Origin of the sequence: Brenneria goodwinii (assembly GCF_002291445.1) — a bacterium.
Lineage (GTDB): Bacteria > Pseudomonadota > Gammaproteobacteria > Enterobacterales > Enterobacteriaceae > Brenneria > Brenneria goodwinii.
Map to the genome: position 1 here is coordinate 2250607 of NZ_CP014137.1, position 13488 is coordinate 2264094.

Annotated in this window: 11 protein-coding genes and 3 tRNA genes; 4 read left to right on the forward strand and 10 right to left on the reverse strand. The window is 46.7% G+C overall.

Features of this window, described 5'->3' with window-relative positions; translation table 11 throughout:
• Positions 1 to 23: 23 nt before the first annotated feature.
• From cheA to flhD, 5 genes are all read right to left on the reverse strand, one after another.
• Positions 24 to 2054: a chemotaxis protein CheA gene (gene cheA / locus ACN28R_RS10130; RefSeq protein WP_183092128.1), complete on the reverse strand. Its 2031-nt coding sequence runs from the start codon at positions 2052 to 2054 to the stop codon at positions 24 to 26.
• A gap of 39 nt (positions 2055 to 2093) precedes the next feature.
• Positions 2094 to 3143, reverse strand: coding sequence for a flagellar motor protein MotB (motB, locus tag ACN28R_RS10135; protein WP_048639341.1), 1050 nt, complete (start codon positions 3141 to 3143; stop codon positions 2094 to 2096).
• Positions 3140 to 4030, reverse strand: a complete 891-nt coding sequence (gene motA / locus ACN28R_RS10140) for a flagellar motor stator protein MotA (protein WP_095834310.1) — start codon at positions 4028 to 4030, stop codon at positions 3140 to 3142. Before motA ends, motB begins: the two co-directional genes overlap by 4 nt.
• A 135-nt stretch (positions 4031 to 4165) precedes the next feature.
• Positions 4166 to 4744 carry a flagellar transcriptional regulator FlhC gene (flhC, locus tag ACN28R_RS10145; RefSeq protein ID WP_048639343.1) on the reverse strand — a complete coding sequence of 193 codons (579 nt, stop codon included), beginning with the start codon at positions 4742 to 4744 and terminating at the stop codon, positions 4166 to 4168.
• Complete coding sequence (gene flhD, locus ACN28R_RS10150; protein WP_048639344.1) at positions 4744 to 5097, reverse strand: flagellar transcriptional regulator FlhD; 354 nt, start codon at positions 5095 to 5097, stop codon at positions 4744 to 4746. The genes flhC and flhD overlap by 1 nt, the downstream gene beginning before the upstream one ends.
• Positions 5098 to 6411: 1314 nt before the next feature.
• Between flhD and ACN28R_RS10155 the strand changes: the two genes are divergently transcribed.
• A complete protein-coding gene (locus tag ACN28R_RS10155; RefSeq protein ID WP_095834311.1) occupies positions 6412 to 8115 on the forward strand; it encodes a methyl-accepting chemotaxis protein in 1704 nt (567 codons plus the stop codon).
• Between the two features lie 65 nt (positions 8116 to 8180).
• Here the strand turns inward: ACN28R_RS10155 and dsrB are convergent, their stop codons facing one another.
• Positions 8181 to 8381, reverse strand: coding sequence for a protein DsrB (gene dsrB / locus ACN28R_RS10160; RefSeq protein WP_048639345.1), 201 nt, complete (start codon positions 8379 to 8381; stop codon positions 8181 to 8183).
• A gap of 202 nt (positions 8382 to 8583) precedes the next feature.
• On the opposite strand from dsrB, the gene ACN28R_RS10165 reads away from it, so the two are divergent.
• The 3 genes from ACN28R_RS10165 to ACN28R_RS10175 all read left to right on the forward strand — a co-directional run bounded on the left by ACN28R_RS10165 (position 8584) and on the right by ACN28R_RS10175 (position 12426).
• Complete coding sequence (locus ACN28R_RS10165; RefSeq protein WP_095834312.1) at positions 8584 to 9996, forward strand: diguanylate cyclase; 1413 nt, start codon at positions 8584 to 8586, stop codon at positions 9994 to 9996.
• A 352-nt stretch (positions 9997 to 10348) separates the two neighbouring features.
• Positions 10349 to 12013 carry a methyl-accepting chemotaxis protein gene (locus tag ACN28R_RS10170; protein ID WP_048639347.1) on the forward strand — a complete coding sequence of 555 codons (1665 nt, stop codon included), beginning with the start codon at positions 10349 to 10351 and terminating at the stop codon, positions 12011 to 12013.
• Between the two features lie 188 nt (positions 12014 to 12201).
• Positions 12202 to 12426, forward strand: coding sequence for a KTSC domain-containing protein (locus tag ACN28R_RS10175; protein ID WP_072065903.1), 225 nt, complete (start codon positions 12202 to 12204; stop codon positions 12424 to 12426).
• A 331-nt stretch (positions 12427 to 12757) separates the two neighbouring features.
• Here the strand turns inward: ACN28R_RS10175 and ACN28R_RS10180 are convergent, their stop codons facing one another.
• From ACN28R_RS10180 to ACN28R_RS10195, 4 genes are all read right to left on the reverse strand, one after another.
• Positions 12758 to 12979, reverse strand: a complete 222-nt coding sequence (locus tag ACN28R_RS10180; protein WP_072065904.1) for an HNH endonuclease — start codon at positions 12977 to 12979, stop codon at positions 12758 to 12760.
• Positions 12980 to 13168: 189 nt separating this feature from the next.
• A tRNA-Leu gene (locus ACN28R_RS10185) sits at positions 13169 to 13255 on the reverse strand.
• 8 nt (positions 13256 to 13263) lie between these two features.
• Positions 13264 to 13337 (reverse strand) — tRNA-Cys (locus tag ACN28R_RS10190).
• A 40-nt stretch (positions 13338 to 13377) separates the two neighbouring features.
• Positions 13378 to 13453, reverse strand: a tRNA-Gly gene (locus tag ACN28R_RS10195).
• Positions 13454 to 13488 lie beyond the last annotated feature (35 nt).

Below are 13488 nucleotides of genomic sequence, written 5' to 3' on the forward strand. Positions count from 1 at the left end.
TTTTATCAACCTTCTATGTATTGTTAAGCTGCGGTTTCAACCACGCGTTTTTCCCGATTAAGCGCCTGTAACGCTGAAACATCCACAATCAGCGCAACACTGCCGTCACCCAAAATAGTAGCGGCGGAAACGCCTGGCACCTTGCGATAATTACTTTCCAGGTTTTTAACGACCACCTGATGCTGCCCGATTAGTTGATCCACCAACAGTGCATAACGACGTCCCGCGCTTTGCAATATCACGACAATGCCCTGGGTTGGATCGGTTTTCGCGCCATCCACATCAAAGATATGGAACAGTTCGACCAAAGGTAGATACTCGCCGCGCACTTGCAAAACACGTTCGCCACCGGCCAGAGGATATAAATCTTCGGCCTGCGGTTGTAACGATTCCATAACAGCGTTAAGCGGCAGGATGAAGACCTCGTTGTTGACCTTCACAGACATGCCGTCAAGGATAGCCAGGGTCAATGGCAACAAAATTCGGATAGTCGTACCTTTCCCCGCCTGGAAATAGATTTCAACATGACCGCCCATTTCCTGAATATTCCGTTTCACCACATCCATACCAACGCCGCGACCAGAAACATCGGTCACTTTCTCCGCGGTCGAGAAACCAGGCGCGAAGATCAACATGCCGACTTCCTCATCAGACATGTTGTCGCTTACGGCTAACCCCTGGGAGTGCGCTTTCGCCAAAATCTTTTCACGATTAAGACCGGCGCCGTCGTCAATAACTTCAATACAGATGTTACCGCCCTGATGTTCAGCCGACAGCGTCAGATTACCGACTTCCGTTTTACCCGCCGCAATGCGTTTCTCCGGCGATTCGATACCGTGGTCAAGGCTGTTGCGCACCAGATGGGTAAGCGGGTCGATAATACGTTCGATCAGACTCTTATCCAACTCGGTAGAACTGCCCAATAACGTCAGTTCCACCTTTTTATCCAGCTTGGCGGCCAGATCGCGAACCAAACGCGGGAAGCGGCTGAAAACATATTCCATCGGCATCATACGGATAGACATCACGGATTCTTGCAAATCACGGGCGTTGCGTTCCAACTGACCCATGCTGTTCAGCAAGTCGCCATGGGCGACAGGATCCAGTTCGCTCGAGCGCTGAGCCAGCATGGATTGGGTAATCACCAACTCACCAACCAGGTTGATCAACTGGTCCACCTTTTCTACCGCAACACGAATACTGGTGTCGCCCGTCTTGTGGCGCGCGCTGGGGGCGGGATGCGGTTTAGCCGCAGGCGCTGCGGCCGGAGCGGGAGCCGGTGTTGCAGGTACGGCCTGCATCACCGGCGTATCCACAGCCGGTTTCGCTTCTGCTTCTGCTTCTGCTTCTGCTTTTTCAGGCTGGCCGGACGTTGCCGACGGATGGAAATTGATTTGTTCTGGCTCCAACACGAAACACAAAACCGCGCTGATATCATCTTCACTGGCCGACGTTTCTAACGTCACCTCCAGACTGTTATCCGTTTGATGAGGATCTTTCACCGTACCCAGGTTGCCGAGTTCTTCGAGCATCTGAGGGACTTCCTGCGGCTTAAGGCCGGTGAGCGCGATACGCATCTCCCCCTGCCCTAATCCCGCCGCAGGCGCGTCAGTCACAGCCGGTTTACTCTCAGCTGTGGTTACGGTAGCCGTCTGAGATGCTGCACTTTCTGCCTGAGACTCCAGTGCCAGTTGGCGCAGGGCCTGACAGATATATTCAAAGCTCTCGGCATTGGGCTCCTGCGCGGTTTTATAGGCGTCCAACTGATCCTGCATAATGTCTTTAGTTTCCAAAAACAGGTTGATGATGTCAGTGCTAAGGCGCATTTCACCACGTCTTGCACCATCTAGTAGGTTTTCTAAAAGATGCGTTGTTTCCTGTAAGACAGTAAAGCCAAATGTCCCGGCGCCACCTTTTATCGAGTGTGCCGCCCGAAAAATGGCATTCATTTGTTCTGTATCGGGTGCTTGGGGATCGAGCAACAACAAATGCTGTTCCATATCCGCCAGTAATTCGTCTGCTTCATCAAAGAATGTTTGATAGAAAGCACTCATGTCCATGCTCACGTGGTCACCTCTGCTGTGAATCGCGGCTTATTGAGAAGGCGTCGCCTGACTGTCCGGCGCCGCAGGCAACTCGGTAGTCGGCTGTTGACGCTCTGGAGCAGGAACTCCATTTACGGGTTGTGGCGAAGTTTCGCCCTTTTCATCCATATTATTACTATTGTCGGCAGATGGACTGGCAGGTTTAGGATTTTCCAACTCCATATTTCGTAAATCCTCTGCCGACTCAACATCCGACGCCGTTTTTTCGGCATTTTCGTGTTCGATATTCCTCTGCGCTTCCTGGGTCAACACCAGCAAACTTATTCGACGGTTAATATCGGCGCTGCCGTCGGCGGCCTGTTTCAAACTCATGGTCGACGCCATACCAACAACCCGCAGAACTTTACCCTCGGACAAACCACCGATAAGCAACTCCCGACGCGAAGCGTTGGCGCGATCGGCCGATAGCTCCCAGTTGCTATAGCCACGTTCTCCCATGGCATAGGGAACATCATCGGTATGCCCGGAAATACTCAGTTTGTTCGGAATATCATTCAAAATAGGCGCAATAGCGCGCAGGATATCCCTCATATAAGGCTCTACCTGCGCGCTGCCCGTTTTAAACATCGGACGGTTTTGGCTATCAATAATCTGTATACGCAACCCCTCATCAACCATTTCAATCAGCAAGTGGGGGCGCAAGGCACGCAACCTGGGATCAGATTCGATAAGCTGATCCAACCTTTCACGCAGACGATTCAAGCGGATCTCATCCAGCCGCCTTTCCGGCGAATCGATCTTGATGTTCTTTTTAACTTCCCCTTGCTGCTGGGTCGGGTCATCGCCGCCGCCCGGAATCAGGCTTTCGCTTTCACTGGATTGACTGCCGCCGGTTAAGGCTATTTTCAGCGGAGTACGGAAATACTCCGCTATCTGGGCAAGCTGCATTGGCGTGGAAATGGCTATCAACCACATCACCAGAAACAATGCCATCATCGCCGTCATAAAATCAGCATAAGCAATTTTCCAGGAACCGCCGTGATGACCGGCATGCCCGGATTTGCGCTTTTTACGAATAATGGGATGCTGATGTTTCATGCGTCATTTTCCGATGTTTTCTGTTGAGCTGGCGCTTTCACGCGGCGTATATGCTCTTCCAACTCAACAAAAGTCGGTCGTTCTGTGGAATACAGCGTCTTACGCCCAAACTCAACGGCAATTTGCGGCGCATAACCGTTAAGACTGGATAGCAACGTGACCTTCACACACTGCAAAACCTTTATTTTTTCTGCATTTTTCTGACGCAGCAATGTTGACAATGGCGAGACGAACCCATAAGCCAGCAGAATCCCCAGGAAGGTTCCCACCATGGCGTGAGCGATCATCATGCCCAGTTCTGCCGCAGGACGGTCAACATAAGCCAAAGAGTGAACAACGCCCATAACCGCCGCCACGATACCGAACGCCGGCAAGGCATCGCCCACGGTGGCGAGACTGTTTGCCGGCACATCGCTTTCATGCTCAACGGTCTCAATTTCTTCATCCATCAGCGTTTCAATTTCAAACGCGTTCATGTTGCCGCTTACCATCAGGCGAAGATAATCGGTAACAAATTCAATGATATTGGCGTCAGCCATAAGACTGGGGTAGCTGGAAAAAATTTCACTTTCCTGGGGATTATCAATATCAGCCTCTAAAGAGAGCATCCCCTGCTGACGCGATTTGGCCATCAAACGGAAAAGCAGCGCCATAAGATCCATATACAGGTTTTTATTGTATTTCGATCCTTTCACCAGCAGAGGTAAAGCTCGTCCTGTTGCCTTTATCGCTTTGCCATTGTTGCCGACAATAAAAGCCCCCAGAGCGGCCCCAGCGATAATCAACACTTCAGAAGGTTGATAAAGCGCCCCCAGGTGTCCACCGACCATGAGATAACCGCCAAGTATCGACCCCACTGTTACGAGATAACCCAATATAACCAGCACAAGAATTCCTTATAAAAAAAGGTAGGCGGAAGATTAGATAAAAACGCAGCGGTATAAAGCCAGGAATTACTTGAGGAGAAATCTATCACTGCCCTCAATAACAAACAGTGATAGATTCACAAATCGCTACCAAGCTCAGACTGCGTGTTTTACCTGTTCATCCAGCAGTTGAGGTATAATATCGGCAAGATTTTGCGAAAGTTTACGTCTTTTTACGGCTCGGGAAGGGGGTTGACACAAGCTACAAACAAAACTGTTTTTCGGCTGATGAGCGTGGGTGATAAACATACCATTACAGCAGTTACATTCGGAGAGTTGCAGCATACCGCTGTCGACAAAACGAACTAATGTCCATGCGCGCGTTAACGCCAGCAATGGCGTATCATTTTGTGGAGGGCATTGTTCCAGATATAGACGATAGGCTTTAATCACGGCCTCAACACCACTGCATTGCCCATTTTTTTGCAAAAAACTATAAGCATTGTAGAACATTGAAGAATGAATATTTTGTTCCCAGGTCATAAACCAATCCGTTGAAAACGGTAGCATCCCTTTAGGCGGCGGGCTCCCCCTGAGTTCTTTATATAATTTAATTAAGCGACCACGGCTTAACTGTGTTTCACTTTCCAACATCTGCAAACGGGCTCCCAGAGAAATGAGCTCCATTGCCATTTGGATGTCTTTCGCTTCCTGAACGATGCTTTTTTCCGCCATTACAATGCCCTTTTTTTAGGCAGGTTTTCTTCTTTCGAAGCTAACTGTTGTAATAAATGACTCGACAGCAGAATACCGGTATGTATCTGTTGCAGATCATCCACACGCGATTCCTGAGTCAAGAGTTTGATTGTATTGTGATCGTTAAAACGGAAATGACATATCAGTTGATTAGTTTCAGCCAATTTAACCATCTGAGGCAAAGTGAGATTCATCAGCATATCGGCCATCTCTTCATCAATGCCTAAACGAAACATGGCCGAAGCCTTTTCGTCATTAATTAAACGCTGAGCCAGTAACAAATAAGACAGATTAATGTCATAAATGTGTTTGAGTAATTCAGAGGTACCCATATTTCCCATCCCAACAGGCTACGTTTAAAACATAAGTCAGGTGATAGAGCATATCGCCCGGTTTAAAAATCACTGTCCGTGAACGGCATAAAACATAACTGCCAAATACTGGTTATCTATTCTTATACTTATGTTAGACAGAATACGCTTCTGCCACCTCACCATATGCATCGACTCCGTTCGATTCATCATCTCGCGTCGCGCGTTAAAATCGTTCAAGGTTACTTCTCAAAGCCACAGCATAGGATTAATCCTAAAGCACTGCAACTGTACCGCCTAATCCGTAGCACATACAACGCGGCTAACGACTAGTTTTAGTGATTATGTGATATGGATCACAAAATTGGAAGAGCTATGAGCAACTTTTCATCTGGTAATCGCTTTTAATCATTCACTTTTAACACATGAAACTAATATTAAATGTTACAAACATGCGCATCAATTGATTAAAAAACAATCATAAATATGTATCCTAATGATAAATAAATAAAAAAATTAAGCACATAGTTCATAGGGACTATAATTCAAGACAAAGATTTATATTATTTACATAAAACTGACAATAATTAACGATTCCAGCTTAATGCCAGTCAGTTTTCATCAAGAAACGTAAAGAAATCTTTTGCATAACCACGATCGACTTACATTCGTTACATGAACCGGTAATACGCTATACGCCACCAGGCGGGTGGACGACCCCGTTCCGAATGAGGCGTTTCATAACCCTATATTGATACGGTACTATCCAGCGGTTAATCAATCCAAACTGAATAGTAATATTCACTTTTATAAGCGTTCATTGTCTATATAAAATAGATTACACAAAAGAAAAATTGTAATGATGAAAATACTTTCATTTAATAAATAATATAACACCAGACAACACATCAATTAAAATATAAATATTTACAAACCAATCTATTTTCAATCATCCAATAAACAAAAAACGCAGCTAATTAAGCCAGCGGCGTTCAGAAAAGCTATCGTTTGGACTTATTGTCAAACCAATCGGCCCGAAACTCAAGCAAACGCAACATAATGCCTAGCATAAGCTGACTTTTTTTATTTTTCCATCAATCAGTTATCGTTCTGTGCATTGTTCGGCAATTTGCTATTGCTTTCTTCTGAAAGATTCAAAACGTGACAGAGATCCCATGGAATTTTATTAAGATTTGCCGATATGTGCCGATTACATTGCAGATTGAACATTTAAAACAATTGATATCAGCGTATACATTTGAGTTCAAGACACCACGCGACCCAACACGTAGCACGGGAAATATAATGACTTTTCCTGAAAATGAGCGGATAGATATGAAAATAAATTCAAGAGCTGAGCAACAGGGTAAAAATGGTTTGTTAAGTAATTTACGACTGGTTCCTTTATTTATCATTATTCTAGGCGGCATTATGCTGCTGTTCGCCTTATCGATCGGCACGTCCAGCTACTTTTTGCACAGCAGCAACCGTTCACTGGCAAATATCACCCAAGAAAGCGATGTTCGCATGGAGATTGCCGACAGCACCAATCATTTGCGTAGCGCCCGTTTGTTATTGATACAGGCTTCAGCCGCGGCCCGTATTGGTGATACCGATGTCTTTAATGAAAACTTAAAGCTGGCGATGGAACGAGTGGAACGCGCCAAGCAGGCCTTTCTATTTTATGAACAGCGCGCAGTAAAGAGCGAACAAGAAGCCGCTTTGGATGCCGAACTGCGGAAATCCTATGACGCCTATATCAATCAGGGCATCCTGCCGTTGATCAATTCAGCAAAAGAGGGGCTATTTGAGGAGGTGCTATCACATGAAGCCGAAGAAACGCGCAAGCTGGATCTGGCGTATAACATCCCGCTGGATAAAGCGATAAGTTATCGAGTGCAGCACGCGCGATTGCTCAATGAAACGGCAAATGACAACGCCATACTCGGATATTCGCTGATGGGAGTCAGCTTTGCTATCTCTGTCATTTTAACATCGCTGACATTCTTACTCCTGCAACGGGCGCTGATTAAACCGATGAACCGGCTAGTCAGCCGCATCCAACGGATCGCGCAAGGAGACCTCACCCAACGGATGGATCGTTACGGCAAGAATGAAATTGGAACGTTAGGTGAAAATGTTCAACAGATGCAGCTCTCGCTGATAACCACCGTAACAACCGTCCGTGAAAGTGCCGACTCCATCTATCAAGGCTCAACGGAGATTTCCTCCGGCAATACCGATCTTTCCTCACGAACGGAACAACAGGCCTCGGCGCTGGAGCAAACGGCGACAGGTATGGAACAGTTAACGGCAACCGTGAAGCAGAACTCTGAGAATGCGCATCACGCCAGCCAGCTTGCCGCCGATGCATCACAAAAAGCCCGAAAAGGCGGAGAGATCGTTGCTAACGTGGTTAATACCATGAATAACATTTCAGGAAGTTCGAGGAAAATATCTGAAATCACCAGCGTCATTAACAGTATCGCTTTCCAAACCAATATTCTGGCACTGAACGCAGCGGTTGAAGCCGCTCGCGCCGGGGAGCAAGGCCGCGGCTTTGCGGTTGTGGCAGGTGAAGTGCGTAACCTGGCGCAGCGCAGCGCTCAAGCGGCAAAAGAAATTGAAACGCTGATCTCGGAATCGGTGGGCTTAGTTGATAACGGTTCGGTACTGGTTGATCAGGCGGGCCAAACCATGAAAGAAATCGTCGATGCGGTCACCAACGTAACCGACATTATGGGAGAAATCGCCTCTGCGTCTGACGAACAAAGACAGGGGATTACTCAGGCGAGCCAGGCCATTTCAGAAATGGACAGCGTCACGCAGCAAAATGCCGCGCTGGTGCAAGAGGCCAGCGCGGCGGCGGCCTCTCTGGAAGAGCAAGCGGCATTGTTAACCCGAGCCGTGGCAGCATTTAATTTGTCCGGCCAGCAGCCCAAAGCAGCAGCAACAACACCGGTCACCCCGGCTCCCTCTTCCCTGGCGTTACCCCGGCAACAGGCCACGCCGAGTAATGGCAACTGGGAAACCTTTTAATTTAACCGACTGATGTCCGCGGCAGGTATTGACCGACAATAGCGCATTACATTACTTGCTGCGGGTTACTCGTCTGAGGGGTGTTTAAGCTCTACGAACGTTCCATCTTTGCTCTCAACTTCGTTAAAGAACCACACTCCGGCAGGATAATCTTCCAACGATACTAAATACATCGTGCCTTCCTGAAACTCTTCAACCGCCAGAATAACCCCTTCTCTCCGGGCTCTTCCGTCTGTTTTAACTGTTACTAAATCATTAACTTTCATAGCATTTTCTCAAAATACACGGCAAATAAGACATTATTTCCATTGATAAAAAACAACAAATGGAGAACATAACGTGCGGTTAACTTATTTTAACGATTCCCGATACCTTTTAGAAATTCCTCTTCATAGCCTGCCACTCAGGCTAAACTAATCGCTTCCCCTACCCTAGAACACGACTCATAGCCGTAGAAGAGATTGAAAGTTGGACGACCTATTGAATTCTAATCGACAAATAGCAAATGAAGAAACGAGCGATAATCAAGTCATCCTGTCCGAATGGAAGAAATTGATATCGATAACATCTCCAGATGCATTCCGTCTGCTGCATACCCTATCAAAGCAAAAGTCTTCTACTCTGGCGGGTGAGTTTTATTCACATATGTTAAAGGATCCGGAAGCATCGCATTTTCTCTCAAGTCAGCAGGTTCATGACCGACTTTTCTCTTCTATGCAGAAATGGATTGAAGTTATCCTGACTAACACCGGCGAAAATTTGGATGAGTTGATCGACCATCAGAAAAAAATCGGCCTGATTCATGCGCGTATAGGCATTCCAATTGAATTGGTCGGACGCGGCGCCCGGCGCTTAAAATGGAAGCTCTACGAATATGTGTCGCAACAAGCCAGCGACAAATCCCTCTGTTTCGAAGCTATACGCTTTGCATCGATATCCATGGATATCGCAATAGAAATAATGAGCACAACCTATTCGAGCTCTCACGATACGGCGGCCAAAAGCGAAGAGTCATATCGTCTGTTATCGTTGCTGAATAACGCAGATGTCGAACGGGAACGTCAAAATGCGGCACTGCTGAACTGGGAAAACACCTTTATTTTCAATGTTGCCACCGGAGCGCCGCTGATCACTACGCAAACGTTCGAAGATTCAGAGTTTGGCCTCTGGTTTAACCATAAAGGAAAACCTTCCTTCGGAAATGCTCAGGACGCGCAAACCATCAGTGAGATGATAAAAGCTGTTGATGAAAATATCGGACATTTCAATAACAGTATTCCTCTGACGCAGGAGGCGTACGCGCCATTACTCAAGTCGGTGAGGACCCGGATCCATAAGATCCATGTATTCATGGATTCCTTATTTGACGAAGTGCAAAAATTGGAAAGTGGTAAGGATACCTTAACACTTCTACTGAATCGTCGCTTCCTGCCGACCATTTTACGGCATGAAACTTCATTGGCTATGCGTAAAAATGTACCGCTGACCATCGCAATGATCGACATTGACCACTTCAAGGTCGTTAACGATACCTACGGTCATACAGTCGGTGACGCGGTGTTGAAAAATACCGCTGAAATTTTTCATGAAAATACCAGAAGCAGCGATTATATATTTCGCTATGGCGGAGAGGAATTTATGTTTGTTTTGATCGAAACCACGCAAGATGAGGCTTATACATTTATAGATCGGCTCAGGGAAAAGATTCAGAACCATAAAATCCGCCTGCAAAACAATGAAGTGGTAACCATTACCATTAGTGCGGGTATTGCCATGTATAACGGGCATCCTGATTATGAATATTTAATTAACGCAGCCGATATCGCGCTTTATCAGGCCAAGGCTAATGGCAGAAATCGTATTGAATTCGCTCAGCAGTAGCGCTTTACAATAATTATTCATTTCAAATAGCGGCCTATTCGATGATAAGGCTATTTTTCATCATCTCATTATTAGCATGCTAACCGATATTAGTATGCTAATAATCAATCATCGTTTCATTTTTATACACTTCTGTAACAACCGTTAACACTAATTAGAATAAATAATTGTAAATACCATGAATTTAGCCTTTTGTATGCCGATAACAAAAATGCAAGAGATATACCGTCATGGACCATTGATCAGCCTGCTGAATATTCACAGACATGCTGACATCTGCAGGGAAACGCGAATAGCGATCCTGTCTTCTTAGGATTAATCGTCTTATCATTTAACCACCAGGATTTACACTATGGGTTTTATACGCAATATTAAAATCAGAACCATGATGATTCTGATCCTTATACTATTTTCTCTACTCTGGGGAGGCGTGTCTGCGTTTGCATTGTATTCGCTGAGTCAATTAACCACTGAGTTGAAATTAACCAACGTGCAGCAAAATAATGGCGATATCATCAATGGCGCTAATGCGCACTATTATCGTATCATCAGCGCCCTTGAACGCGCCGCCCGTGCAAAACAGAACAACAACGCCGCGGAAGTCGATATGGAACTTCGATTAGTTAGCAGCGAGTTGGAAAATATCAAAAATGGTCTGAATGAGTTTAAAACGACCGATCATGCCAATATTGACTCCGCCACCATTGACAATATTTATAACAGCTCCTACCAGCTTTACACTAATGGCGTGCTGCCGCTTTATGAAGCCGTCAAAGCCGACCGTATTGATGACTTCGTGCAATATGCAAGTCAGACCTATCGGCCTCTACGCCAAAATTTCACCGATGCTATCGAAAAATATAATGTGGTTATCGATGGGTTGAAAACCGAGGCGCAAACGCGAATCGATACCTGGGTCGACTGGTGTCAGAAGATCCTGATTGTGGCGCTGGTTATCGGCCTGATTATTGTGCTGCTCACCGATCGCTATTTGTCCCTTTTCGTGGTCAAACCGCTTGAGCTGATTAAAAAGCACCTTCAGGTTCTTTCCACGGGGCATCTGCACACCCACATTATGGATGTAGGCAAAAACTGCGTAGGACAGTTGATTCCTTTCCTCCAGCAGATGCAAAACAACTGGGTAACAACGGTATCTGAAATCCGCGACAGTGCGGGCGCGATCTACCGTGGTTCTGGTGAGATCTCCTCCGGTAACACAGATTTATCTTCGCGCACGGAAGAACAGGCATCGGCATTGGAACAGACCGCGGCCAGTATGGAACAACTGAGCGCCGTGGTAAAACAGAACGCGGACAACGCCAGTCAGGCCAGTGTCCTGGCGCAGAATGCGTCCAAACTGGCGAACAATGGGGGCGATATTGTCAATGACGTCATCAAGACAATGGGAGAAATTACCAGCAGCTCTCAGAAAATTGCCGATATCATCGGTGTTATCAACAGTATTGCTTTTCAGACCAATATTCTCGCGTTGAATGCGGCGGTAGAAGCGGCACGAGCCGGAGAACAAGGACGCGGATTCGCCGTGGTCGCCAGCGAAGTGCGCAATCTGGCGCAGCGAAGCGCTCAGGCGGCCAAAGAGATTGAAGGATTGATCGATGAATCCGTTAATAATGTCAAAACCGGCTCCAGCCAGGTAACACTGGCCGGCGACGCCATGGAAAACATTGTGAAAGCCGTGACCAACGTAACCGACATCATGGGTGAAATTGCGTCGGCCTCAAATGAGCAGAGCAAAGGGATTAGTCAGGTTGGCCAGGCAGTGATCGAAATGGATAGCGTAACGCAACAAAACGCCGCATTGGTTGAGGAATCGACCGCAGCATCGGCGTCACTTGAAGAACAAGCGCGCCGTTTGACTGAAATTGTCTCTATTTTCAAACTTTCCGATGCCGCAGAAAAACAGGCGGGAAACAAGACGATAAAGCCAATACCGACGCTGCCGTCAACCCCCACAAAGAAAACAAGTACCGATAATACGAATTGGGAAACGTTTTAATCAACACGAATGCGGGCGATATCGCCCGCATATCACTCGCGGCCGCTGATGGAAATAGCCATCGGTTGAGTCGCCGACAAGATGAAACTCTGGCTAGATTCAATAAATAAGCATGATCATTGACAACACGACGCGCTTAAAATCCTATATAGTTCCACCTAACGTTCCACACAAAGGAGGGGGAGTCATTGCAGCGGCAATCGGTATCATCATCAAGAATTCGTTCGGTTGGATACGATCCTGAAACGCATATTCTTGAAATAGAGTTTCATAATAAAGACATCTACCAGTACATTGGGGTTCCCAAGCGCATTTATGGGAAATTCATCTCTGAATCGGTTATCTCTAAAGGCCGTTTTTTTGATGGAGTAATAAAAGACAAATTTTTGTGCCGGAAAATAAAAAAACCATAATAATTAACCGGATAAAAGCTGCCGACACGTGTTATAGCACGTAACCCTCCCCCGCATTGTTAGCGCATAACTTAACCATAATTACCCGGATTTTGCGGAGAGGATACGCCGGGTAATCTCTCCTGAAAAATAACGATGAAGCGCAGAATACCTGTGCCGCATCTATCCGTCAGAACAAGTACCGGATAGCCTTGCGGGTAGCGACTTTGAGCATCTTTTGAAAAGAAGGGCATTCCAGATGATTGACGTGTGGGCTGCCCGCGGTATGTGGCAGATCGTCACCCACGGCTGTAAACGTTGGTACGGCCAGTTTTGCCATGCGACGCGTTTTTCATTCCCTAACAAGTCGTGGAATAGTCTGGTAAAGTTTTTCAAGCAATGCATTTTTATTCACTGCGTAATGCATAGCACGGTGACAGTTTGGACAAAGCGCCGCGGCGTTCTCCACGGTATCAGAACCGCCATTCGCCAGATACTTAAGATGATGCACTTCAAGAAACGGTAATCCATCGGCTTGCGCAAAAGGGGCGGGGTTGCGGCAGCATTCACACACGCCGTTTGCTTCCTAGAGCACATAGGCTTTTACTTCCGGATCGCGAATAACTGACGTTGTTTGTGTGGTTTGCTTGGGCGGATTGCGGTTGGTCACCATTCGGTTGCGTTTCCATTTCCCAAACGCAAAAAAACCGCTTATTAAGCGGCTATCAATATCTGACTAACTTCTTGTTTTTATTTTAATCGATGGTGCCCGGGGCGGGACTTGAACCCGCACAGCGCGTACGCCGAGGGATTTTAAATCCCTTGTGTCTACCGATTCCACCACCCGGGCTTAGAAATTGGAGGCGCGTCCCGGAGTCGAACCGAGGTAGGCGGATTTGCAATCCGCTGCATGGCCACTCTGCCAACGCGCCTTACCTTTAAATCGCTCTCAGCTTTGGTTGCTGAAAATATTGGAGCGGGAAACGAGACTCGAACTCGCGACCCCGACCTTGGCAAGGTCGTGCTCTACCAACTGAGCTATTCCCGCATCATAACGAACATGCTGATTTTTACTAACTTTCA